General features: G+C 74.9%; 21 protein-coding genes and 2 pseudogenes. 14 read left to right on the plus strand and 9 right to left on the minus strand.

Annotated features, from left to right (window positions below; all coding sequences use genetic code 11):
- Positions 1 to 7: 7 nt before the first annotated feature.
- Positions 8 to 799, minus strand: coding sequence for a hypothetical protein (locus tag BGK67_RS29725; RefSeq protein ID WP_069922967.1), 792 nt, complete (start codon positions 797 to 799; stop codon positions 8 to 10).
- Between the two features lie 252 nt (positions 800 to 1051).
- On the opposite strand from BGK67_RS29725, the gene BGK67_RS29730 reads away from it, so the two are divergent.
- From BGK67_RS29730 to BGK67_RS29740, 3 genes are all read left to right on the plus strand, one after another.
- Positions 1052 to 2158, plus strand: coding sequence for a carboxylate-amine ligase (locus BGK67_RS29730; RefSeq protein WP_069924202.1), 1107 nt, complete (start codon positions 1052 to 1054; stop codon positions 2156 to 2158).
- A 121-nt stretch (positions 2159 to 2279) separates the two neighbouring features.
- Positions 2280 to 2696, plus strand: a complete 417-nt coding sequence (locus BGK67_RS29735) for a DUF6153 family protein (protein ID WP_069922968.1) — start codon at positions 2280 to 2282, stop codon at positions 2694 to 2696.
- A 238-nt stretch (positions 2697 to 2934) separates the two neighbouring features.
- The gene (locus BGK67_RS29740; RefSeq protein WP_069922969.1) at positions 2935 to 3588 is read left to right on the plus strand and encodes a DUF305 domain-containing protein; all 654 of its coding nucleotides are present in this window, start codon (positions 2935 to 2937) and stop codon (positions 3586 to 3588) included.
- A 267-nt stretch (positions 3589 to 3855) separates the two neighbouring features.
- Here the strand turns inward: BGK67_RS29740 and BGK67_RS29745 are convergent.
- Positions 3856 to 5066: pseudogene (locus tag BGK67_RS29745) on the minus strand (serine hydrolase domain-containing protein).
- A 145-nt stretch (positions 5067 to 5211) separates the two neighbouring features.
- On the opposite strand from BGK67_RS29745, the gene BGK67_RS29750 reads away from it, so the two are divergent.
- Both BGK67_RS29750 and BGK67_RS29755 read left to right on the plus strand, forming a co-directional pair.
- Positions 5212 to 7290: a SpoIIE family protein phosphatase gene (locus tag BGK67_RS29750; protein WP_069922970.1), complete on the plus strand. Its 2079-nt coding sequence runs from the start codon at positions 5212 to 5214 to the stop codon at positions 7288 to 7290.
- 166 nt (positions 7291 to 7456) lie between these two features.
- Complete coding sequence (locus tag BGK67_RS29755) at positions 7457 to 8104, plus strand: hypothetical protein (RefSeq protein WP_069922971.1); 648 nt, start codon at positions 7457 to 7459, stop codon at positions 8102 to 8104.
- A gap of 11 nt (positions 8105 to 8115) precedes the next feature.
- On the opposite strand, the gene BGK67_RS29760 is transcribed toward BGK67_RS29755, so the two are convergent.
- The 4 genes from BGK67_RS29760 to BGK67_RS29775 all read right to left on the minus strand — a co-directional run bounded on the left by BGK67_RS29760 (position 8116) and on the right by BGK67_RS29775 (position 12193).
- Entirely contained in the window at positions 8116 to 9606 is a 1491-nt protein-coding gene (locus BGK67_RS29760) for a cellulose binding domain-containing protein (RefSeq protein WP_069922972.1), read from the minus strand.
- 139 nt (positions 9607 to 9745) lie between these two features.
- Positions 9746 to 10117: a VOC family protein gene (locus BGK67_RS29765; RefSeq protein ID WP_069922973.1), complete on the minus strand. Its 372-nt coding sequence runs from the start codon at positions 10115 to 10117 to the stop codon at positions 9746 to 9748.
- Between the two features lie 24 nt (positions 10118 to 10141).
- Positions 10142 to 11242, minus strand: a complete 1101-nt coding sequence (locus BGK67_RS29770) for a PP2C family protein-serine/threonine phosphatase (protein ID WP_069922974.1) — start codon at positions 11240 to 11242, stop codon at positions 10142 to 10144.
- Between the two features lie 177 nt (positions 11243 to 11419).
- Positions 11420 to 12193 carry a LysR substrate-binding domain-containing protein gene (locus BGK67_RS29775; protein WP_069922975.1) on the minus strand — a complete coding sequence of 258 codons (774 nt, stop codon included), beginning with the start codon at positions 12191 to 12193 and terminating at the stop codon, positions 11420 to 11422.
- A gap of 58 nt (positions 12194 to 12251) precedes the next feature.
- On the opposite strand from BGK67_RS29775, the gene BGK67_RS29780 reads away from it, so the two are divergent.
- Positions 12252 to 12650: a DUF5997 family protein gene (locus BGK67_RS29780; protein ID WP_069922976.1), complete on the plus strand. Its 399-nt coding sequence runs from the start codon at positions 12252 to 12254 to the stop codon at positions 12648 to 12650.
- Here BGK67_RS29780 and BGK67_RS36670 read toward each other — a convergent pair.
- Together BGK67_RS36670 and BGK67_RS29785 are read right to left on the minus strand one after the other, a co-directional pair.
- A complete protein-coding gene (locus BGK67_RS36670; RefSeq protein WP_079154688.1) occupies positions 12604 to 13041 on the minus strand; it encodes a YdeI/OmpD-associated family protein in 438 nt (145 codons plus the stop codon). The genes BGK67_RS29780 and BGK67_RS36670 overlap by 47 nt on opposite strands.
- Positions 13042 to 13118: 77 nt before the next feature.
- Positions 13119 to 13571, minus strand: a complete 453-nt coding sequence (locus BGK67_RS29785; protein WP_069922977.1) for a DoxX family protein — start codon at positions 13569 to 13571, stop codon at positions 13119 to 13121.
- Positions 13572 to 13822: 251 nt separating this feature from the next.
- Here BGK67_RS29785 and BGK67_RS29790 point away from each other — a divergent pair, with 251 nt between their 5' ends.
- From BGK67_RS29790 to BGK67_RS29810, 4 genes are all read left to right on the plus strand, one after another.
- On the plus strand, positions 13823 to 14770 hold the full coding sequence (locus BGK67_RS29790; protein WP_069922978.1) for a tellurite resistance/C4-dicarboxylate transporter family protein: 948 nt from the start codon (positions 13823 to 13825) through the stop codon (positions 14768 to 14770).
- 76 nt (positions 14771 to 14846) lie between these two features.
- Positions 14847 to 15281 carry a VOC family protein gene (locus BGK67_RS29795; RefSeq protein ID WP_069922979.1) on the plus strand — a complete coding sequence of 145 codons (435 nt, stop codon included), beginning with the start codon at positions 14847 to 14849 and terminating at the stop codon, positions 15279 to 15281.
- A 123-nt stretch (positions 15282 to 15404) separates the two neighbouring features.
- On the plus strand, positions 15405 to 17675 hold the full coding sequence (locus tag BGK67_RS40265; RefSeq protein ID WP_244291353.1) for a phosphatase domain-containing protein: 2271 nt from the start codon (positions 15405 to 15407) through the stop codon (positions 17673 to 17675).
- Positions 17676 to 17685: 10 nt separating this feature from the next.
- Positions 17686 to 18036, plus strand: a complete 351-nt coding sequence (locus BGK67_RS29810; RefSeq protein ID WP_069922980.1) for an NYN domain-containing protein — start codon at positions 17686 to 17688, stop codon at positions 18034 to 18036.
- 20 nt (positions 18037 to 18056) lie between these two features.
- Here BGK67_RS29810 and BGK67_RS29815 read toward each other — a convergent pair whose 3' ends face one another.
- A complete protein-coding gene (locus tag BGK67_RS29815; protein ID WP_069922981.1) occupies positions 18057 to 18566 on the minus strand; it encodes an SH3 domain-containing protein in 510 nt (169 codons plus the stop codon).
- 1419 nt (positions 18567 to 19985) lie between these two features.
- Between BGK67_RS29815 and BGK67_RS41260 the strand changes: the two are divergent.
- The 4 genes and pseudogenes from BGK67_RS41260 to BGK67_RS29835 form a co-directional block, all read left to right on the plus strand.
- Positions 19986 to 20372 (plus strand): annotated as a pseudogene (locus tag BGK67_RS41260) (DUF7134 domain-containing protein); the annotation flags it as partial.
- A 106-nt stretch (positions 20373 to 20478) separates the two neighbouring features.
- The gene (locus BGK67_RS29825; RefSeq protein WP_069922983.1) at positions 20479 to 20853 is read left to right on the plus strand and encodes a YbjQ family protein; all 375 of its coding nucleotides are present in this window, start codon (positions 20479 to 20481) and stop codon (positions 20851 to 20853) included.
- A gap of 244 nt (positions 20854 to 21097) precedes the next feature.
- The gene (locus BGK67_RS29830; RefSeq protein ID WP_347878443.1) at positions 21098 to 21673 is read left to right on the plus strand and encodes an aminotransferase-like domain-containing protein; all 576 of its coding nucleotides are present in this window, start codon (positions 21098 to 21100) and stop codon (positions 21671 to 21673) included.
- Complete coding sequence (locus tag BGK67_RS29835; protein ID WP_069922984.1) at positions 21673 to 22125, plus strand: LAETG motif-containing sortase-dependent surface protein; 453 nt, start codon at positions 21673 to 21675, stop codon at positions 22123 to 22125. Before BGK67_RS29830 ends, BGK67_RS29835 begins: the two co-directional genes overlap by 1 nt.
- Positions 22126 to 22127: the final 2 nt, after the last annotated feature.

The following is a 22127-nucleotide window of genomic DNA, read 5'->3' on the forward strand; positions in this document are numbered from 1 at the left end:
ACCGGGATCAGCCGATCGGCTGCCTCGTCTCCGTGCGCACCTTCAGAGTGGTCTCGGCGATCTTGGCCAGGTCCACGGCCTTCGGGTCCTGCTGCACGGTCTCCGGAGCGACGACGCCGACCGACGCGCCGGTGTTCTCGTCCGCCCAGGCGCACATCGGCAGGGTGCTCCGGGCCCCGTCCTGGGTCATCGTCAGCACCTGGCAGGAGACGGTGATCCCGGATCCGGCCGGGGTGATCTCGCGGGCGGGCACCGCCAGGGTCGCGCCCTTGGCGTCCGCGGCGCCGGACAGCATCTTCCCGCGGGCGGCCGACGGATCCTTGAACTGGCCGTACATCCCCGAGAAGACGAGGGCGCGGACGCCCTTGCGGGACTCGGCGGTGTACTGGCCGACCGCCGGCTCGGGGTTGCGGATCTTGGGGTCGTAGGTGCCCTTGAGGGCTGCCGCGCCCTCGGACTGCGACAGATCCTGGACCAGCTCGTACTCGCCGTCCAGCAGGGTCTGCGGCACGGTGAGCCGGTACTCGGCCTCGGGGAAGCCGCCCGACAGGGCCCCGCCCCCCGCTATCCGGCTCACCGCGAAGGCGAGGATGCCCAGCCCGGCCAGCGAGGCCGCGATGATCCCGACCACCAGGCCGGTCCGGTTCTTGCGCGGCGGAGGGTAGGGCGGCTGGCCCGGGTACGGGTACGGATACTGCTGAGGATGGGGCTGCGGGTACTGCTGCGGCTGCTGGTACGGCTGCTGGTACTGAGGCGGCCCGTACGGGCCGGGAGGCTGCTGCGGCGGTGGCGTGCTCATCCACCGAACGCTACTCGAACCGCCGAACGGCTCCTGCGGAGAGGGGTGATGGTGCAGTGCGTCCGGACGGCTACCCTGCGTCATCTTCTACAGGTCAGGAGCTCGGGAGCGCCCCCCGGGCGTGCATGGAGCAGACTGAAGGGGTCATACGCCTCCCACGACGGCGGCCGGGCGACGAAGGCTCGGTAGCCGGACGGGCGGGGTGCGATCCGGTCGCTTGTCCTTCGACGGAAGCGGGTAGCCGTGCTCACCATGGGAGTCGAGGAGGAGTTCTTCCTCGTGGACGTCCGCACGCGGGCGCCGGTGCCTCGGGCACCGCAGGTACTCAGGGCCCTCGTCCCGGATCTCGGAGACCAGGCCCAGGCCGAGTTCTACACGTCCCAGCTCGAGGTCTGTACCCGGCCCGTCGGCACCGGCGCCGAGCTGCGCGACCAGCTGGCCGCCCTGCGGACCGCGGCGGGCCGCGCCGCGCGCGAGGCGGGATGCCTGCTGGTGGGCACGGGCACGGCCGTGGTCCCGCCGGACGAGCCGATACGGGTGACCGAAGGCCCGCGCTACCGGCGCATGGCCGACGCCTACCGCGCGAACGTCGACGGCCGCCTCGGGGCGGTCTGCGGCTGCCACGTCCACATCGGCACCCTCGATCACCCCAGGGCCCTGGACCTGGCCAACCGCGTGCGCCCGTACCTTCCGGCGCTCCAGGCCCTCGCGGTGAACTCGCCGTTCACCGGCGGGCTGGAGAGCGGCTGGGCAGGCTGGCGCTCGGTGGAGTTCGGCCGCTGGCCGACGGTGGGACCCGCGCCGCTGCTGGACCCCGCAGGCTACGAGTCCACCGCGGACGCCCTGGTGAGCTCGGGCGTCATCCTCGACCGGGGAATGATCTACTGGTACGCCCGCCCGTCCGAGCACGTGCCCACGCTCGAGATCCGGATCGCGGACGTCAGCGCCGACGTGGACACCACCGTGCTGCTGGCCCTGCTGATCCGCGGCCTGTGCACCACGATGACGGCCGAGGCGGACGGCAGTCCGCCGCCCGAGGTCCCGGAGGGCCGACTGCGGGCCGCCCACCGCTTCGCGGCCCGCTACGGCCACCGCGGCGACGGGATCGACCCGCTCACCGGCGACACGGTGCCCGCCCACACCCTGACCACCGCGCTCCTGCGCCGGGCCGAGCCCGGTCTGGCGGCGACGGGCGACCTCGCGGAGGCCCAGTGGCTCCTCGGCGAGCTGTGCGGGCGGGGCACGGGCGCGGAGCGCCAACGCGCGGTGTACCGGCGCAGGGGCAGCCTGCACGCGGTGGTGGACGACCTGGCGGCGGCCACCACGCCGGACCTCAGCCCCGAGATGGCGTGGCGGTAGGCCCGGACGTCACGTGCGGGCCGGGTGCCAGGGCTGCGTCCAGGGCCGCACCGGGCCCGGGGGACGCGCCGTGGGGCGCTTCTGGCGGGGCGCGGGCGGAGCGGGATCGTAGGATGACCGCATGATCGCCGCCCCGCAGCCGCCGCGCCGCCGCCCCGCCGGGCCCGGCCGTCTGCTGCTGGTGCTCGCCGTCCTGGCCGGTGTGCTGGCCATGCACGGACTGGGGGCCGGAGCAACGGGCCTTGCGCCCGTACGGGCGCACGCGGCCCACGCCGCCGGGCACGGGCCGGCGCAAGGGGCCGGCCACCACGGGACGGCCGAGGACTGCTCGCACGACGCCGGCGGCCAGGGCCAGGTGCACCACGCGGACGCCACCTGCGCCGCGACCGGGATCTCCACCCCTTACGCGCCGCCCGCGCTCGCGCCCGCCCTGCCGGGCGCGTCCGCGCCGGCGGTGTTCGCCACCCGCGCGACGGCGCCGGCCACCGGCGGCCGCGCCCCGCCCGACCTCGCGGAACTGCAACTCCTGCGCATCTAGTGCTGTGACCGGAAAGGTTCACCGGGTCGCGGCCCCCGGCACGGCACCTCGCCGCGTTGCCGGGCCACTCGAGTACGTCCGGTACGAGCCGTGGCCCTCCGCCTTGCGATGCACCGCACCGGACGCCGCGACCCGGCAAACCTTCCCGGCCACAGCACCAGAGCGGCCCGCACGGCGCCCCCGCAGCGGGGCCGCCGCGCTCAGCCCTGCCCTTCACGCGTCAAGGAGTCGCACCACCATGAGCGAGAACCGTTCCCTGATCCGCCGTACCACCGCCGTAGCGGCCGCCGTCGCGGCCTCGCTCGTCCTCGCCGCCTGCGGCGGGGCCGACGGGGGAGCCACCGCCGGGCACGGCGGCCACACCGCCCCGTCCTCCCGGCCCCAGTCCCTGTCGCCGACGGCCTCGCCGTCCGCCGCGCGGGGGCAGCACAACGCCGCCGACGTCGCCTTCGCGCAGATGATGATCCCCCACCACCGCCAGGCCGTGGAGATGGCCGACCTGGCCCCCACCCGGGCCGGTTCGGCCGAGGTGAAGCAGCTCGCCGAGGCGATCAAGAAGGCCCAGGACCCGGAGATCAGGACCCTGTCCGGGTGGCTGACCGCCTGGGGCGAGCAGGTGCCCGCCACCGGTGCGGGGGACCACTCCGCCCACGGGGCCGGCGGCGGGATGATGACCGCCGAGGAGATGGACCGGCTGGGCAAGGCTTCCGGCAAGGCCTTCGACACCGCCTTCATGGAGCTCATGATCAAGCACCACGAGGGGGCCGTCGCGATGGCCGAGACGGAGCGCACCCAGGGCGCCCACCCCGAGGCCAAGACGATGGCGGAGGCCATCATCAGCTCCCAGAGCGCCGAGATCGCCACGATGAAGGAGCTCCTCGGCAAGAACTGATCCACGGCCGGATCCCGGCCGGATCCCGGCCGGATCCACCGCCTGTTCCACCGCGGCGGGAGCGGCGGCCCTCCATGCCTGTCGGACGGAAGGTCCAGCAGGCGGGCCGCCGCCTCGCGCCTCGCGCCTCTCGCCCTTGCGCGCGCCGCGGGCGAGGGCTCCGCCATGCCGTAGCGGACGGCCACCTCGGCCCTGCCCATCCGCCCGATCCATGATCCCCGCTGCCCCGTCCGGGGGCCGCCCCGAACGGGGCACCGGGGCACGCACTCAGCGGGCGTGGCGCTCCGGCAGGTCCACCTCCGCCGGGGCGACGGCGAAGCCGCGCGCCGTGGCCGCGGCCGACCGCTTGCCGCAGAAGGCGGCTTCGAGGGTCCCGCCCAGCGCGGTGTTCGCGGCGCCCCGGTTGGAGGTGTTCGCCATGGCGGTGAGGCTGCGGCGGCCGTCGCGGGTCGCGAACGCGTAGGTGTAGAAGCCCTGGACGGTGCCCGTGTGGCCGTACACCGACCTGCCGCACGACAGGTCGTAGCGGCGCAGGCCCAGCCCGTAGAAGCGGGTGCCGGCGGCGTCGGTCGGAGTCATCCGCAGCATGGCGTCCAGCATCCGCGCGTCCAGCAGCCGGCCGCCGAGCAGGGCCGAGGTGAAGGTGTTCAGATCGGCCGGGTCGGAGATCACCGCCCCGGCGGACTGCGCCCAGGAGACGGTCTGCTCGGTGGAGTCGACCAGCGGCGCGCCCGCCTCGTCGGGGTGGAGGTAGCCGCGCGCGTGCTGCCCCTGGATCCGCGTCCCGGGGTGCACGTACGACGTGTTGCGCAGACCCAGCGGCCTGATCACGCGCCGCTCGTACTCCTCGCCCACCCGGTTCCCGGTCACCTTCTCGACGAGCATGCCGACGACGACGAAATTGGTGTTGGAGTACGCGTACGCCGCTCCGGGTTCGGTCGTCCTCGGCTCCTTCAGCGACAGGCCGACGAGCTCCCGGTAGCCGAACACCTTCGTGCGCACGGCCTCGAAGCCCGGCACGGTCCGGGCGAACATGGTGTCCGTGTAGTCGGCCAGCCCGCTGCGGTGGCTCAGCAGGTGGCGCACGGTGATCCGGTCGTCGGGCAGCAGACCGGGCAGGAAGCGGTTGACCGAGGTGTCCAGGCGGACCTTCTTCTCGGCCACGAGCTGGAGCAGCACCACGGCCGAGAACGTCTCGTGACGCTGCCGACCCGGAAGCGGGAGCGGGCGTCCATGGCCGCGCCCGTGGCCCGGTCGCGTACGCCCACCGCCTTGGACTGGACGCCGCCGGGGCCCGAGATCCGAGCCATGGCCCCGGGCGCTCCGGCGTCGGTCGTCTGGCGCAGGGCCCGGACCAGCGCCTGGAGGTCGGCGGGCGCCTCGGCGGGGGCGGCGGAGGCGGTGGCCGGTGCCACGCCGGCCAGCACGGCGAGCAGGGCGGCACCGAGGGCCAGCCGTCGGTTCAGGGGCAGGAGCATGTCGTTCCTCGACTCGGTCGGCAAGTGGGCGGGCGCGCGGCCGTCGACGGGCGCGCCCGACCGCTCAACTGGCGCGAGTGGGTCCGGGGGACGGGGTGGGGGCAGAATTGACGGGAAAGCCGGGAAGCCCGAAAGGGGGCGTCTGGTGCCGACGGATCCGCCGGGGGGCGAGCGCGAGCAGTCCCGTGGCCTCCTGAGGTCGGAGCCCGGCACGCTGCTGGAACACGTGGCAGTGGCGGTGTTCGGCCTCGACGGCGGGGGCCGCATCCGCTACTGGGGGCCCGGCGCCGAGGAACTCTTCGGATACCCGCCCCAAGCAGTGCTCCGCGGACCGGCCGACGTCCTGTTCCCGGCCCCGCCCACGGGCCGCCCCGGCGCCGCCGCGCAGCTCGCGGAACGCGGCCGCGCCCTCGGCTACTGGCGGGTCCGCATGCCCGCCGCGCACCGCGACGGGACGGTCTTCGACTGCGGCTTCCGCGTCTTCCCCGTCACCGGTCCCGACGGCAGCTCCGTGGTCATGGGCCTGGCCAGCCGGGGCGCGGACCTCGACCGGGTGAAGACGAACCTGGCGTTCCTCGACGCCCTCTTCGAGACCTGCCCCATCGGGCTGGTCATGCTCGACGAACGGCTGCGCTACGTCCACCTCAACCAGGCGCTGGCCGACATGGACGGCATGTCCATCGCGGAGCACCTCGGACGCCCCATGACCGAGGTCATGCTCACCTCCGACGGGGGCGAGTACGAGCGCACGCTACGGGCCGTGGCCGATGAGGGACGCCCCGTGGTCGGCGCCCTGGTGGGCCTGCGCACCCCCGGCCACCCGCACCGCGACCAGGTCCGCTCCGTGAGCCTCTTCGCACTCAGCGGGGCCGGCGACACCCGACCGGGCGTGGGCGGGCTGCTGGTGGACGTGACCGACCGGGAGCACGCCATCCTGGAGGCGACGGCGGCCCGCGGCCGCCTCGCGCTGCTGGACCGGGCCGCGGCACGCATCGGCACCACCCTGGACCTGCACGTCACCGCACGGGAGCTGGTCGAGACCGCGGTCCCCGGCTTCTGCGACGGCGCCGTCGTGGAACTCGTCGACCGGGCGCCCGACGATCCCGAGGTGTTCGACCCGGCGCTGCCGCTGGTCACCCGCCGCATCGCCGCCGGGACCGTGCTGCCCCCGCCCGCCGACGAGCTCGTCGGCGGACTGGAGTACATCACCTACCCGGCGGGCTCCAGCATCCACGCCGCACTGCGCACCGGACGCCCCGTGTCCCTCCCCGTCAACGAGGAGTTCGCCACCCGCACCGTCGTCCACCAGGAGCGCGCCCGGCTGCTGCTCGACAGCGGCCTGGGGGACATCCTGATCGCCCCGCTCATCGCCAGGGGAACGGTCCAGGGCATCACCATGTTCGGCCGGGCCGCGGGCCGGCCGGCGTTCACCGAGGAAGACCTCGGGCTGGCCGGGGAGCTGGCCTCCCGGGCCGCCCTGTGCCTGGACAACGCACGGCTGTACGGCAGGGTCCGGGACATCGCGCTCACCCTGCAGCGGGCCCTGCTGCCCAGCGCCACCGGCGCCGGGCCGTACGTGCGCGTCGCCCACCGGTACCTGCCCGCCGGCCATGCGACCGAGGTCGGCGGGGACTGGTACGACGTGATCAGCCTGCCCGGCGACCGGGTGGCCCTCGTGGTCGGCGACGTGATGGGGCACGGAGTCCAGGCGGCCGCCGCCATGGGCAGGCTGCGCATCACCGCGAAGGCCCTGGCCCGGCACCACGCCCACCCCGGCGAGCTGCTCACCGAACTCGACGCCTGCGCCCGGGAGGCCGGCATCGAGCTCGCCACCTGCCTCTACCTGCTCTACGACCCCGCGACCGGCCGCGCCCGCGTGGCCAACGCGGGCCACCCCCCGCTCCTGGTCCGCCTCCCGGACGGCACCGTGGGCACGGCCGCGCAGGCCACCGGCGTGCCGCTGGGCGTGGGCGGGTTCCCCTTCGCCACGACGGAGCTGGACCTGCCGGAGGGGGCCACCCTCGCCCTGTACACCGACGGCCTCATCGAGGCCAGGGGCCGGGACATCGACGCGGGCATGGAGGCACTGCGCGACCAGCTGCGCCGGGCGCGGGGCACGATGGAGGAGGCGGCCGACCGCATCCTGGCGAACCTGCTCCCCACCACTCCGGCGGACGACACGGTCCTGGTCCTGGCCCAGGTCAGCCGGGCGCCGAGCCGCTGAGGGCCGGGCCGCCCCCGTCCGGCAAGCGCCTCGCACGGGGCGGGCGCTGCTGGGGTGTCGTAGACCTCGACCACCAGCTCGATTCGGCCGAACTGCCCGTGCGAGGCTTGTCCGGCACACCGGACCGGCGCACGGTCCGGCCGTATGACCGAAGGGGACCCCCACCATGCACCAGCCGAGCCGGCCCGAGGACCTCGACCGTCCCGAACTGCTCTGGGCCAGGGCGGTGACCCTGGCCGTGCTCGACGCCGCCTGCGGCGACCGGACCGAGTTCGCCGTCGACGACGACGGCGTGTGGTGCCACACCACCGGCGCCGGCGGCTGGTGGCGCCTGACCCTGCTCGACGGGCCGCGCGCCGTCCTGTGCGGCCAGGACCCGGACGGCAGCCACACCCATGTCGGCGGCCGACAGGTCGACTTCCTCGAGGGCGGCCCCGACTGGCTGCCCTGGGACCTCCTGCGCGAGGACGCCGACGGCAACCTCCTCGGCTTCGTCTACTGGTGGCAGGACGGCGCGTGGCACCGGATCCCGTACCCCGACGAGCTGCCCGAGGACGGCCTGGACGGCGCCGCGCCCTGGGCCGGCTCGCACGAGGAGTTCCTCCAACTGGCCCTGGACTCCCGCGACGTGCCGTACGCGCGGCGCGGGATCCTGGCCGAGGCCGTCGAGCGGTTCGTGGCGTCGGCGCGGGAACGCAAGGCCGACGAGGCCGCCGTGGCGGCGCTGCTGGCACCGGCCCAAGCCGTACAGGGGCCCGCGCCGCGGCCCGACGTGGCACTCGCCCTGGCCGCGCGCGCGGGCATCCTCGCGTAGAGCCCGTACGGCTACTTGAACGCCGCGAACGCCTTGGTGAAGGCCAGCGGCTCCTGGAGGATCGAACTGCACGTGGCGTCGGCGTGGTTGACGGCCCCGGCCGCGCACTGCTTGTCGCGCGTCGAGGACCACATGGCCAGCCGGCCGATCCCCTTCGACGCCGCGAAGTCCACGAGCTGCGTGGCGTCGGCCACGGTGAAGATCTCGCTGGTGACGTCGTTCACGCCGATCATCGGCGTGACGGCGACAGCCTTCCAGGCCGCCGCGTCGGAGAGCCCGAGCACACCCTTGAGCTGGGCCTGGGTGGCCGTCGCGGCCTGGACGGCGTACTGGCCCATGTCCCCGCTGTAGGCGGGCCCGTAGTCCATCGCCATGATGTTGACCGCGTCGATCCGCACGCCGTGCTTCTTGGCGTCGGCCAGCAGCGCCACGCCCGGCTGGGTCAGGCCCTCCGGCATCACGGGCAGGGTGAACGCCACGTCCAGGCCCGGGTGCGACTTCTGCAGCCGGGCGATGGCCTGGGCGCGGCGGGCGTTGGCCGCGGTGTCCGGCAGGGCCGCGCCCTCGATGTCGAAGTCGACCTTGGTGAGCCGGTAGTGGTCGACGACCTTCCCGTAGGCGGCGGCCAGGTCGTCCACGGTGGCGCAGTTCAGCGCCAGTTCGTGCCCGGCGGCCCCGCCGAAGGACACCCGGACGTCCCCGCCCTCGGCTCGCAGGGCGCCTATCTGGGCGGCCACCTTGTCGCTCGCGAGGTCCGAGACGCCGCCCCACAGCGGTGCGCAGCCGCCGCCGGAGGTGATGAAGGCCAGGTGGAACTCCTTCACCCCGGTCCTGGCCGCGGTGTCGAGCAGGTCGTACGCGGGGTACAGCGAGGTGTCCACGTACGGGGCGAAGCGCGCGCCGGCGGCGGCCGGGCCGGTCCCGGTGGGGTCGGGCGTCGTGGGCCGGGTGGGCTGGGCGGAGGTCGCGGTCGGGGCCGCGGTGGCCGTGGCCGTGGGCGCCGCCGTCGGTGCGGAGCTGGGGCGGACGGTGGGGCGTCCGCTCGGGCCGGCCGTCGCGCCCTGGTCCACCGAGCACTTCTGCCCGTCGATGCGGCAGCCGGTGGGGTTACCCGGGGCGCCCGGTCCGCTCGTCACGAAACCGACGGTGACGGAGGCCCCCGCCGCCAGCTGCCGGTTCCAGGAGGCGGGCTTCACCGTCACGCGCTGCCCGTCGACCGTGTGGACGCCGTTCCACAGCGAGTCGATCCGCACGCCCGCCGGCAGGTCGAACTGGAGCGTCCAGTCCGCCCGGCTCTGCCCGGAGTCGTTCGTGATGACGTACTGCCCGGTGTAACCGCCGCCCCACGAGCTGGACTTCGTGTACACGGCCCCGACGGAGCCGGCCTGCGCGGTCCCGGTGAACGCGAAGGCCGCGCCCCCGATCACCACCGCCGCCACGACCGCGCCCGTGGCCTTCGCCGTACGACTCGCCTTGCGCCGGTGCCCGACTGTCCTGCTCATCGCGTGCCTGCCTCTGTGTTACTGGGGAGTTGGGGTGCGGCAGCACGCTAGCCGCCCCGAAACGGACATTCGTCCGTTCGGGGGCGGCCGGGCAGAGTCTTAGGTTCCGCTTAAGGAAGCGATCGGCAGGGGTTAAGTCTCAGGCGCGGCTGGTGTCGATGACGCAGAAGCGGTTGCCCTCCGGGTCGGCCAGGACCACGAAATCGGGGTCCTCGGGGTAGGAGTCCCAGGCGACGTGCCGGGCTCCCAGGGACACCAGGCGGGCCACCTCGGCCTCCTGTTCCGCCGCGTCCGCGGCGTACAGGTCGAGGTGCACCCGGGGGTGCTGCTGTACGGGGGAGGCGCTGCGGCCCAGGGCCAGGCCCGGGCCGGCGCCGTCGGCCGGGACCAGGACGGTCCAGTCGTCCGCCACCTCGCCGTCGCGCGGGACGTACCCGAGCGCCCGGCCCCAGAATTCCGCCGCCCTGCCTACGTCTTCGGCGCCCATCACGATCGTTCCGATGCTCAGCATGATCGGATTGTGGCAAAGAGAGCTTCAGCGCGGGAGCCGCTCGATCGCCACCATCGCGGCGTCGTCATCGAGGGTGCTGCCGGCCGCGTGGGACAGCAGGTCGGCGCACAGCCGGTCCAGCAGGGCGCGGGGGCGGGTGCCCGGCCAGGCGGCCGCGCGCTCCGCGAGGGGGTAGAACGTCCCCGCCGCGTCGCGTGCCTCCAGGACGCCGTCCGTGTACAGCAGCAGCACGTCGCCCGCGGCGAAGGCGAACGTCTGCGCGGTGACGGACGATTCCACCAGCCCCGCCAGGCCCAGCGGCGGCGAGGGGTGGTCCACGTCGAGGGGGAGCGCCCGGCCGTCGCGCAGCAGCAGCGGCGGCGGGTGGCCGCAGCTGACCAGGTGCAGTACCGGTTCGTCGTCGGGGATCTCCAGGACGGCGGCGGTGATGAAGCGCTCGCCCTGGTCCCCGGAGTCGTCCAGGTCCGGGGAGACCGCGGCCTCCAGGTACGCCACCAGACCCGGCAGGCCGGCCTCCTGGTGGGCGGCGGCCCGGAAGGCGCCGAGGACGAGCGCGGCGTCTCCGACGGCCTCCAGCCCCTTGCCGCGGACATCGCCGATGATCAGCCGGGTCCCCGTGGCCGTCCGGGCGGCGGCGTACAGGTCCCCGCCGATCCGTGCCTCGGCCGCGGCGGCCAGGTACAGCGAGGCCACGCCCAGCGGGCCCATGCGGTCCCGCAGCGGCCGCAGCACCACCTGCTGGGCGGTCTCGGCCACCGACCGCAGCTGGACCAGCTCCCGCTCGCGCACCTCCCGCAGGTGCGCGAAGAGGGTCACGAACACCGAGATCATGATCAGCGCGCAGATCTGGAAGGTGTGGTTCAGATCGGTGAGGGTCGTGCGCACCGTCGCCACCACGGCCTGGGCCACCACCGCCACCAAGCCGACGAACCCCGTCATCCGCGGCCCGGCGAAGGAGGCGGTGACAGCCGGCGCCGCGACGAGGAAGGGGCCGAGGTGGACATCGGGCGGTGCGAGTACGTCCACCACGGTGACCAGGGCGATCAACGCGAAGGGAACCGCCAGCTGTGCGGGGCGCACCTGCCGGGACCGTGGGCGGGAGGCGAGCGGCGGCCGGAGATCCATCCTCCCTGCATACACCCCGAGGGGATCGGTGCCCTCCAGACCCGGCCGTCACGGACCGCCCTTCTCAAGGCGGGACTCCGGGCCCGGCCCGCCGCGCCCCGGGCTCCGCGCCCACCGCCCTGGGACGCGGGGCGTGCCCAGGTCCGGGCGCCGGAGGCCCGTCCCGTCCCGGTCCGGCTACGAGCGCCGGCGGGGCTTGCCGCCCTTGCCGCCCTTGGGGCTCCGGCCGGCCGCCTTGCCCGGCGCGGCCTTGCGCGGCGCGCCCCCGCCCGCCTCCGGCCGCTTCGCCTTCGCCTTGGCCTTCGCCTTGGCGGTGGCCTTCGGCTGCGCGGCGGCGGCCGGGCGGCCCCGGGTGCTGTTCACGGTCCGGCCGCGGACGATCCCGATGAACTGCTCCACCAGATCGGTGGTCTCCTCCTGCGGCCACGACAGCGCCACGCGCGACTCGGGCGCATCGGTCACCGGCCGGTAGGTGAGGTCCTTGCGGTGGTGCAGGCGCGCGAGCGACTGCGGGACGACGAGCACGCCCACCCCCGCCGCCACCAGCTCGATCGCGTCCGCGGTCGTCGCGGGACGCTCGATCGCGGGCTGTCCCGGCAGCCGCTCCCAGTCCAGGGTGTCGTCGAGGGGGTGCAGCACGATCTCCCCGGCCAGATCCGCCGTGGAGACCTCCTCGACCGCCGCCACGAGATGGTCCTTGGGGATCACGACGACCGTGGTCTCGGTGTAGAGGGGGATCGCGCTGAGGTCGTCCCGGTCCACCGGCAGCCGGACGAAACCGGCATCGGCGGCGCGTTCGCGCAGCACGCCGAACGCCTCGGTGGGGGACACCGGCACCAGGGCCAACGGGACGTCGGGCAGTCGCTCGTTCCAGATCCGGATCCACTTGGTGGGTGTCACCCCGGGGACGTAGGCGAGCCGGAACGAATGGGGTACTTCCGAGCCTGTCACCCCGCCAGGTTACCGGTCGTGGTCGGAGGTAGCGCACATGCTCGATACTCTTGACAGCATGACGTCCCACCAGAGCGCCCAGACGATGAAGCCCGCGACCGCGGCGAAGAAGCTGGGTGTGTACCTCGAGGCCACCCCCGCTGAGTTCCAGGAGGGTGTCGTCTCGCGCACCGAGCTGAACGCCCTCCAGTCCGACCCGCCCGCATGGCTGGTGGAGCTGCGGCGCAACGGCCCGCACCCCCGCCCCGTGGTCGCGGCGAAGCTGGGCGTCTCCATCGCCGGTCTCGCCCGCGGCGGGGTCACCGAGCCGCTCACGACCGAGCAGATCGAGGCGCTGAAGCAGGAAGCTCCCGAGTGGCTCCAGCGCGAGCGCGCCACCCAGGCCGAGGTCCGCAAGGAAGCGGTCCGGATCAAGGAGAAGCAGGCCGAGAAGGCGGCGAAGAACGCCGACTCCTGACCCGCCCACACTCCCGGTCACCGGGCCCGGCACCCCCTCGGGGGAGCCGGGCCCGGTGCCGTTGCGGCTGCCCTCGGGGCTCGCGCCTTCCGGGCCCGCGCCCTGCCCTGCGCGTGCGTTCCGCCAAAGCGCCTTCGCCCGTCGCCGGCCTGTGCACCGCCCGCTCCAGGCGGACCTGCCGGGCCTCCGGGGTGAGCGCCTGGAGCAGCGGCAGCGCCACCAGGTAGCGGCCGGTCCGGTCGAGCGCCGCGAACGCCGTCCGGGCCGCGGGATGCGCGTCCAGCGCCGCCGGGTCGGGCGGTACCGCCACCGTCTTCTGCGAGGCGTACGCGCCTGCCCACCGCCCGTCCGCCTGCGCCCTGCGCACCTCGGCCAGACCCGGCTCGCGCATCCGCCCGGTGGCGGTCAGCACCGCCACCCTGTCCGCGTTCACCCGCGACCACAGGCCGGGCCGGCGCGGCACGTACCTCAGGCGGCCACCGCCTCCGGGCTGCGCTCCTCGCGGCCGCGGCCCGCCGAGGCGCGGGAGGCGAACAGGCGGTCCACCGCGAGGGCGCCCGGGCCGGTGAACACCAGCAGCAGGAAGGCCCAGCAGAACATCGCGGAGAGCTCGCCGCCGTTCTGCAACGGCCAGAGGGCTTCGGGCTGGTGGGCGCTGAAGTACGCGTACGCCATCGAGCCGGAGGCGAGGAAGGCGGCGGCCCGGGTGCCGAGGCCCACGAGGACCAGGCCGCCCGCCACCAGCTGGATGACGGCGGCGTACCAGCCGGGCCAGGCGCCGACCGGGACGGTACCGCCGCCGTGGGCGCCGCCGAGGACGCCGAACAGGGAGGCGGCGCCGTGCGAGGCGAAGAGCAGTCCGGTGACGATCCGGAACAGGGCGACGGCGTACGGCTGGTTTCGGTCGAGAAGGGAATGCATGTGGGGGGCTCCTTCGGTGGGGACGGATTCCGAAGCGGTGGCCGGCGGGGCGGGTGACAACGGGGGATGCCCACGCGGGTGTGCCACAGGTTAGGTTCGCCTAAGTACGCCGACAAGGTCGAGTTCCGGCCACCGGCCGAGCCGTGGCGACGCTACCCGGCCGCCGCGGGAGGGCGCCGGCGGCGCGCGGAGCCCGGCCCGGCACGCCCCGTCCGCTGGCGGCCCGCGGAACGGTGGGGTCCGCTGGAGGGGTGAGCCCTCCGCCCGATCCCCGCTGGTGGACCGGTCTCCCGCCGGCCGCGGGAGCCGCCGTCATGGCCGTCGGCATCCTCTCCGTGGCCCTGCACCTGACCGGGCACGAGGTGCTCTCGCTGGTGGCGCTGGCCCTGTCCGCGACCCTGTGGCTGGTTCTCGCCGCCGACTTCACCGCCCGCCTGCTGGGCGACCGCGGCAGGTTCCGGGCCGAGGCGGACACCCCGGCCGCGCTCACCGCCGTCGCCGCCACCACCGTGCTCGGCACCCGGCTCTCGGCGCTCGGCCGGCAGAGCGCGGCCGCCGCCCTGCTGGCGCTGGCCGCGGCGCTCTGGCCCGGGCTGATGTCGGCCGTCGTACGGCACTGGCGGCGGCGCATGGGCGGGGTGGCGTTCCTCGTCTGCGTCGCCACCGAGGGGCTCGCCGTGCTCGCGGCGGTGCTGGCCGCCGCCGGCCACCACGACTGGCTGGCATGGGCGGCGCTGGCCGCGTTCTGCCTCGGCCTGCTCCTCTACGGGGCGGCCTTGGTCCGCTTCGACCTCCACGAGGTCGTCGGCGGTGCGGGCGACCACTGGGTGGCGGGCGGCGCGCTGTCCATCTCCGCCCTGGCCGGCTCCAAGCTGACGGCATCGCCCGTATGGACGGGCGCGGCCCACACGGCCCTGCGCACCGCCACGCTGGTGGCCCTGGCCCTCTCCCTCGTCTGGTACGCCGTCCTCCTCGCCGCCGAGCTGCGCCACCCCCGCCACCACTACGACATCCGGCGCTGGGCCACCGTGTTCCCGCTCGGCATGACGGCCACCGCCTGCCTCTCCGCGGCGGAACCGGCCGGCCTCCCGTGGCTGCGCCCGCTCGGCGAGGTCCTGCTCTGGATCGCCGTGGGAGCCTGCCTGCTGACCTGCGCCGCGTACCTCACCACCCGCCGTGCCGCCCGCCGCCGCCCCTGACGCGCGCCACCCCCGACGCTCCGACGCCGGCCCCGTTCGTGTGGCGGCCGCGGGTCCCGCTCAGTAGGGTCCCGGTATGGCCTACACCTTTCAGCTGGTCATCGATTCCCGGGAACCGCATCCGCTCGCGGACTGGTGGGCCGACGCCCTCGGCTGGGAAGTGGAGCCGAGCGACGAGGCCTTCATCCGCGGCGTGATCGCCGCCGGCCGCGCGACCGAGGACGACACCACGACCCACCGCGGCGTCCTCGTGTGGAAGGTGGGCGCCGCGATCCGCCACCCCGCCGGTCTGGAGGGCGCCCCCCGCATCCTCTTCCAGCTCGTCCCCGAGTCCAAGACCGTCAAGAACCGCGTCCACCTCGACGTCCGCACCGCCTCCGACGACCCCAAGGGCGTGGTCGAACGGCTCCTCGCCCAGGGCGCGACCTTCCTCCACGACGGCCGGCAGGGCCCTTGGACGTGGACCACCCTCGCGGACCCGCAGGGCAACGAGTTCTGCTTGATGCACTGAAAGCGCCGCATCCCGCGCCCGACGGACACCCACCGGCTCGGCGGGCCCGCGACCAGGCATAATTGACTACCGGGCAGACCCTCCCGCAGGCGAGAATCAGCCATCTCAAACCGGGAGGAACCCATGAGCCAGGACCGCCTGACTCTGCATGACCTGCTGCCCGCACAGGCGCTGGCGGACGCGATCGACGCCGGGTACGTGACCCGCAAGACGCACCCCGAACTGCCGCTGTCCCTCTACACCTACACCAGGACGGCCCAGTACGAGGGCGTCTGGAACCAGGTCACCACGCGCTGCCGCGGACTCGTCGCCGACGACACCACCGGCGAGGTCGTCGCCCTGCCGCTGCCGAAGTTCTTCAACGTCGGCGAGCACGGGGCGGGGCGGCCCTACGCGCCCGCGCTGCCGGACGAGCCGTTCGAGGTGTACGAGAAGGTCGACGGCAGCCTCGCGGTGGTCTTCCACTACGCCGACCGCTGGCGGGTCGCCTCCAAGGGTTCCTTCAACAGCGCCCAGTCCACCTGGGCCCAGCGCCTCCTCGACACCCGGGACACCGCGGCGCTGCGCCCCGGGACCACCTACCTCGCCGAGATCCTGTACCCGCAGAACCGCATCGTCGTCGACTACGGCGGCCGCCGCGACCTCGTCCTGCTCGCCGCGTTCGGCGCGGACGGCACCGAGGTCCCGCTCGCCGACGCCGCCCCCCAGTGGGAGGGGATCGGCTCCGTCGTCACCGTCTGGCCCGCGATGCCCCTCGACGAGCTGGTGGCGCTGACCGATTCCGGCCTCCTGCCCGGCGGCGCCGCTTCGACCGGCACCGACGCGGAGGGCTTCGTGCTGCGCTTCGCCTCGGGCGTGCGCGCCAAGGCCAAGCTGTCCGAGTACGTACGGCTCCACAAGGTGCTCACCGGCGTCACCGAGCGGGACATCTGGCGCGGCCACGGCATCCAGCGGTTCGGCGCCCTGCCCGCCAAGCGGCTCGCCCAGGGCCTCAACTGCACGATCGCCGACATCGAGGCCTCGGGCGGCAAGCCGCTCGACGCGCTGCTGGAGCAGGTGCCCGACGAGTTCGACACCTGGGTCCGCGAGGTGATCGACCGCCTCGAGCGCGAGGCCGCGCGCCACGAGCGGGCCATCGACGAGGCCTACGCCGGACTCGCGCACCTGGCCGGCGACCGGGGCGCCTTCGCCCGCGCCGTCAAGGGGCTCGGCGATCGGGGCCTGCGCGCCGCGATGTTCCTGCGGCTCGACGGCCACCCGACCGAACTCACCACCTGGCGCCACGTGCGCCCGGAGACCGGCGACCCCTACGCCACCGACGAGGAGGACCGGACCGTGTCCGAAGCCGCGCCCGCAGAGGTGCGGGCCCCCGCGCCCCCGGCGGCGGCGCCGCGCGTCCCCGGCCCGGCCCGGGCCCAGGCGCCTGCCCGCCCGGCGGACCGCGACCCGCAGGAGCCCGCGCTGCCCGTCGTACACGTCATGACGGGGCTGCCGGCCTCCGGCAAGACGACCGCGGCCCGCGCCCTCCAGGCGGAATCCGGGGGCCGGATGCGCCGCGTCAACCTGGACGACCTGCGCAGCATGCTCGACCTGCCGGACCCCGAGCGGGACCGGTCCCACGCGCACGAGCAGACCGTGTTGGCCGTCCAGGACGCGGCGGTCCGCGCGGCAGTCGACGGCGGCTTCGACGTGGTCGTCGACAACACCCACCTCACCCAGCACATCCCGAAGCGGCTCAAGGCGGCGGTCGGCGGACTCGCCACCTTCGTCGTGCACGACTTCACCGACGTCCCGCTGGAGGAGTGCCTGCGCCGGGACGCCGCCCGGGAGAAGCAGGTCGGCGAGGAGATCATCCGCATACTGGCCGACAAGCACCGGAAGGCCCGCAAGGGTGGCTGGCGGCTGACGGCGGAGTGGCTCAACGGCACGTCCGGCGACATCGCCGTGCCGCCGGTGCGGGAGTACGTCGCCGACCCGGCCCTGCCCGCCGCGGTGATGTGCGACATCGACGGGACGCTCGCGCTGACCGGCGACCGCGGCCCGTACGACTTCTCGCGCTGCGAGCTCGACCTGCTCAACGAGCCGGTGCGGCACGCCCTCGACGCCTTCCGCCGGGCCGACGGCGACGTGATCGTGCTGCTGTCGGGTCGGAGCGAGGAGCACCGCCCGCAGACCGAGTCCTGGCTGAGGCGGCACGGGGTTCCGTACGACGAGCTGTGGATGCGCGCGGCCGGCGACACCCGCCGCGACGACGTGGTGAAGGCGGAGCTCTTCGACGCGCACGTGCGCGACCGGTACGCGGTGCGCGTCTCGCTCGACGACCGGGACCGGGTGGTAGCGGTCTGGCGCCGGATGGGCCTGCCCACCTGGCAGGTCAACTACGGCGACTTCTAGGACCGCCGCGATGGGGCACGTGCTGATCGTGGACGGCGCGAACGTCGTGGGCTCGGTACCGGACGGCTGGTGGCGGGACCGGCGGGGGGCGGCCGAGCGGCTGCGCGACCGGCTGGCCGCGCGGGACGGGGACGAGGAGATCATCCTCGTCGTCGAAGGGGCCGCCCGGGGCGTCGAGTCCGTTCCCGGCGTACGGGTGGACCCGGCGCCCGGGAGCGGCGACGACCGCATCGTGGAGCTGGCCGCGGCGCATGCGGACCGCGGCTGCGTGGTGGTCACGGCCGACCGCGAACTGCGCGAGCGGGTCCGGGCGTACGGGGCGCGTTGCGTGGGGCCGCGCGCCGTACGCCCGGACCGCTGACCTGACCGGCCCGTGCGGGGTCAGCGGCAGAAGCGCACCGCGCCGAGGTTCTGGACGTAGCGGGCCGCGACCCAGCGCTGGGAGGTGGCGGCCCTGTCGTTCCCGGCGTCGGCGTCCGTGCCGGTGGCCCCGGTGGTGCTGCTCGGCCAGGTGCTGTTCCCGTTGCTGCCGTTCCCGTTGCTGCCGTTCTGGTCCGACCCGTTCTGGTTGGAGCCACGGTCGTTGTACAGGCGGTACCAGAGGCGGTTGCCGTCGACCGCTTCGCCGTACTTCTTGCACCTGATCTCGACGGTGCGGTTCGGGTACACGTGACCGACGGCCCGCGAGCGGGTGTTGGGCTTGCTGCGGACCTTCAGCGGGCCCTGCGAGACGACCTTGCCGATCGAGTGCCGCATGCCCGCGGCTGCGCTCTGCTGCGACGAGGTCTCGGCCATCGGTTGCTCGTCCGCGACCGCGGTCCCGGCCCCGACCAGGCCGAGCACCAGGCTTCCGGCGGCGAGAGCGAGGATGGTCCTGGTGGGCTTCAGCATGAGCCGGCTCCTCTACGAAAGCGTCCGCCCGGCCGCGGCGCGCGGCGCGGGGCGGCAACCGGGCGGTTGCCAGGGACGACTATGGCGACGGCCGCGCCATTCGTAGGGTTGGCTCACCGCGCTTTAGCCCGATATGCCCAATCTCTGCCCCCGCCTGACGGAGTATCCGTCTCCGCTTCGGGGCGGGCCGGACACCGCCGAACTCACTCGGCGCTCTCTTCAACCGCCGTTCACACTCGGCCTGTTGGATCTCGGCGGGCGATCAGGGGGCGGACATGCGGCACGGGCCGGTGATGGCGGGGGCGTGGGGCGGGGACTGGCGGGGTTGCCGGCCCTGACCGGATGCGGGTCGGGCGCGGTCAACCCGCGGACACCGCGGCCCGGGCCGACGGGTCCGCCGACGGCCTCGGCCTCGGCGACGCCGGCTCCCGCGCCCTCCGGCTCCACCGCTCCCGGCACGCTGCCGACGGCGTACGCCTTCACCCCCGGCCCGGCCCGGCCCGGCCCGGCCCGCGTCCCCGCGGACCCCGCAGCAGGCACAGCGCCTGACGCGGGCCGCCGCCCTGGACCAGGAGTCCCGTCGTCGAATACCTGACGGCGCGCGAGCGCGGCAGCATTCCGGTGGTGGACGACGGCACCCCCTACGGCCGGCAGACCACCCGCTTCCTCGGCGAGGCCCTGCACGCGGGGAAGCGAACGACGACCACGGCGTCGGGGGCCGCCGACGCCGACCACACCGACCTCGCGCGCGAAGCCGTCCGGGCCGCCCGCGGGCGCCGTCCGCTACGGCGGCGGCCCCGCCGGCGCGGTCCGCCTCGCCGTCGCCCCGGCGGCCGCCTGCCACCGCGGCCGGTTTCTCGCCACGCAGGCCGTCCACGACCCCCGCTTCCTCGGGGAAGCGGGCGCGAGCGCCGAGGGCCGGCTGCTGGTCTCCACCGCCGTCGACCCCGCCGCGGCCCCCGCACCCCCGGCGGCCCGCGCCTTCGACACCGCCTTCCGCGCCCGCCACGGAGGCCCCGCTGCGCTCTACGCGGCCGAGGCCTACGACGCGGTGCACCTGCCGGCCCGGTGCGCGCCGGACCTGGGCCGCCCCCGGCTCGGCCGCGGCGACCTGCTGCCCACCCCTGCGCGGGACCACGTACGAGGGCGTCTCCCCGACGCACGCCTTCGAGGGGGCCAACGGCACCTGCACGGGCGACGCCTGTTCCTCTACGAGGTCGCCTCGGGCCGCTTCCGCCTCCTCGGCACCCGCTCCACCGCCTGGCCCGCCTGCCCCCCGCCGACGCGCGAGCGGGCCGTGCCCGCCCCCGAACGGGCACGGCCGCGCGGCGGGGCCCCGGGGGGTGAGGCCGTGCCGGCCGGTGGACCGGCCCTGCCGAACCTACGGGCCGGCGCCCACCCGCCGCGACCGTCCACGGGTTGAATCCGGCCTACCCCCAGGGGTGGCGGCCCTGTACAACCTGGGGTGTACACAAGGGGGTTGACGTACAGCTGTCCGCACAACCGGCGATCCGCCGGGTCCGCGCCGTACTACCGGTCGCGGGCGAGATCGTATGGGCCGGCGGTTCCCTGTGGATGTCCTCCACGCTGCTCCACAACTGGCCCGACCCGCACGGCTACTGGCGCGACACCGACACGCTCGCCTACGCCCTGCTCGCCCTGATCTACCTGCCGCTGGTGCTGCGCCGCCGCCACCCCGTGGCGATCCTGCTCAACACCGGGCTCTGGGTCGGCGTCTACTTCACCCTCGGCTACTACCACGTGGTCGCCGCGTGCGGGGTGCTCACCGCCCTGTACACGGTGGCCGCGCCAGGCGGTGGTCGTGGCCCACGAGTCCGGCCTCGCCGCCCGAATGCCCTGAACCCGGCCGTTCCGGATGCGGGCGGCGGCGGGCCCGGCGACAGTGGGTGCCATGGGTATCGAAGACTACGGCGGCGGCCCCGGCGCCGAGCAGACCGGTGTGCTCGTCGTGACCACCAACGACGTTCCGGGCTACCGGGTGGAAAGGGTCATCGGGGAGGTCTTCGGGCTCACCGTCCGCTCCCGGCACCTGGGCAGCCAGATCGGCGCGGGCCTGAAGTCGATGATCGGCGGAGAACTGAAGGGGCTCACCAAGACCCTGGTGGAGACCCGCAACCAGGCCATGGAACGGCTCATCGACCAGGCGAAGGCTCGCGGCGCGAACGCCGTCCTGATGATGCGCTTCGACGTGACCGAAGCCGCCGACGTCGGAACCGAGGTGTGCGCGTACGGCACCGCCGTCATCCTGGTCCCGGCCTCCGCGTAGCCCCGAGCACACACCTCCAGGACGCCGCCGTCGCCCGCCGCGACATCAGGACCCCGCCCACCGGCAGGTCGGTGCGGGCGAGCAGCTCCTTGGGCGCGGCTCAGCCTGAGGAGGCGGCCTCCCGGTGCGGGAGCGGCCCGGCCGCGCGGCGGGGCCTGCGCAGGCCCCGCCGCCAGCCCGGCGACCACCACTTCCCCGCCCTGCGCGCCCTGCTGCCGGAGGGCGCGCAGGCTACGCCGGGAGCGTGTCCAAGCCGCTGGCCCCGGCCCTGCGCCTCGGCTGGCTCCTGGTCCCGCCGCGCCTGAGCGAGGCCGTGACCGCCGCCAAGAGGTACGCCGACCTCGGCAATCCGGTCCTCGCCCAGCTGGTCCTCGCCCGGCTGATGGACTCCGGGGAGCTGGAGCGGCACCTGCGTTTCGTCCGGCGCCGCCACCGCCGCCGGCACGACGCCATGCTCCGGGCCGTCGCGGACGTGCACCCGGGCGCCCGGGTGCACGGGGCGGCGGCGGGCCTGCACCTGATGGTCACCTTCGACGGCGCCGGCTACGAGGACACCGACCTGGCCTCGGCGGCCCTGGAGCTCGGGGTCAAGGCCCACCCGCTGTCCTGGCACCGCTCCGCACCGGGTCCGCCGGGCCTGATCCTGGGCTGTGCGGCGGGCTCGGCTGGGGAGATCGAGGAGGGCATCGCCATGCTCGGCACGGCCCTGAAAAAATTCTCGGCCGCGGGCGGCAACCTCGCCGGGGGTCGCGCGTCGTGCGGGGGTGAAGGGTGCGGTTCCGCGCCCTGCCCTCGATCCGACCGTGGAGAACCACCGTGATGAACCTGAAGCGCGTCCCCCGCACCCTGCGCCGGGCGGCCGTCACCGCTGCCGCGGCGGGGGCGGTCGTCGCCCTCGCCGGCCCGGCGGCCGCGGCGGGGGGCTCCGCCTCGTCCGCGCCCGCCCCTGCCCCCGCGTCCAGCGCCTCGCCGAGCGCCGCGCCGAAGACGGCCCCCAGCATGCCGCCGAGCCCGTCCGTCAGCGTGCCCGGGAGCGAGCAGCCGAGCGCGGCGCCGAGCGCCGCCCCCAGCAAGGCCCCGAACACGGTCCCCGGCGCGGCCCCGAGCGCCCTCCCGGCCGACGCCCCGCAGCCCTCGGCTTCGCCCGCCGGCTCCGAGCTGGCCCATACTGGCTCCTCCGCGACCACCGCCGCACTGGGGGCCGGGGCCGCCGTCCTCATCGCCGCCGGCGCCGGGACCCTGTACGCCGTGCGGCGCCGCGCCAACGGCTGAGG

The organism is Streptomyces subrutilus (assembly GCF_001746425.1).
Classification (GTDB): Bacteria; Actinomycetota; Actinomycetes; order Streptomycetales; family Streptomycetaceae; genus Streptomyces; species Streptomyces subrutilus_A.

Bases quoted from the DNA above. Each gene is read 5' to 3' on its own strand.
- BGK67_RS29760 (WP_069922972.1), bottom strand. From the start codon at position 9,606: ATGAGCAGGACAGTCGGGCACCGGCGCAAGGCGAGTCGTACGGCGAAG.
- BGK67_RS29785 (WP_069922977.1), bottom strand. From the start codon at position 13,571: ATGCATTCCCTTCTCGACCGAAACCAGCCGTACGCCGTCGCCCTGTTC.
- BGK67_RS29725 (WP_069922967.1), bottom strand. From the start codon at position 799: ATGAGCACGCCACCGCCGCAGCAGCCTCCCGGCCCGTACGGGCCGCCT.
- BGK67_RS29735 (WP_069922968.1), top strand. From the start codon at position 2,280: ATGATCGCCGCCCCGCAGCCGCCGCGCCGCCGCCCCGCCGGGCCCGGC.
- BGK67_RS29825 (WP_069922983.1), top strand. From the start codon at position 20,479: ATGGGTATCGAAGACTACGGCGGCGGCCCCGGCGCCGAGCAGACCGGT.
- BGK67_RS36670 (WP_079154688.1), bottom strand. From the start codon at position 13,041: ATGCGCGAGCCGGGTCTGGCCGAGGTGCGCAGGGCGCAGGCGGACGGG.
- BGK67_RS29815 (WP_069922981.1), bottom strand. From the start codon at position 18,566: ATGCTGAAGCCCACCAGGACCATCCTCGCTCTCGCCGCCGGAAGCCTG.
- BGK67_RS29755 (WP_069922971.1), top strand. From the start codon at position 7,457: ATGCACCAGCCGAGCCGGCCCGAGGACCTCGACCGTCCCGAACTGCTC.
- BGK67_RS40265 (WP_244291353.1), top strand. From the start codon at position 15,405: ATGAGCCAGGACCGCCTGACTCTGCATGACCTGCTGCCCGCACAGGCG.
- BGK67_RS29810 (WP_069922980.1), top strand. From the start codon at position 17,686: ATGGGGCACGTGCTGATCGTGGACGGCGCGAACGTCGTGGGCTCGGTA.
- BGK67_RS29765 (WP_069922973.1), bottom strand. From the start codon at position 10,117: ATGCTGAGCATCGGAACGATCGTGATGGGCGCCGAAGACGTAGGCAGG.
- BGK67_RS29795 (WP_069922979.1), top strand. From the start codon at position 14,847: ATGGCCTACACCTTTCAGCTGGTCATCGATTCCCGGGAACCGCATCCG.
- BGK67_RS29730 (WP_069924202.1), top strand. From the start codon at position 1,052: ATGGGAGTCGAGGAGGAGTTCTTCCTCGTGGACGTCCGCACGCGGGCG.
- BGK67_RS29740 (WP_069922969.1), top strand. From the start codon at position 2,935: ATGAGCGAGAACCGTTCCCTGATCCGCCGTACCACCGCCGTAGCGGCC.
- BGK67_RS29835 (WP_069922984.1), top strand. From the start codon at position 21,673: ATGAACCTGAAGCGCGTCCCCCGCACCCTGCGCCGGGCGGCCGTCACC.
- BGK67_RS29780 (WP_069922976.1), top strand. From the start codon at position 12,252: ATGACGTCCCACCAGAGCGCCCAGACGATGAAGCCCGCGACCGCGGCG.
- BGK67_RS29770 (WP_069922974.1), bottom strand. From the start codon at position 11,242: ATGGATCTCCGGCCGCCGCTCGCCTCCCGCCCACGGTCCCGGCAGGTG.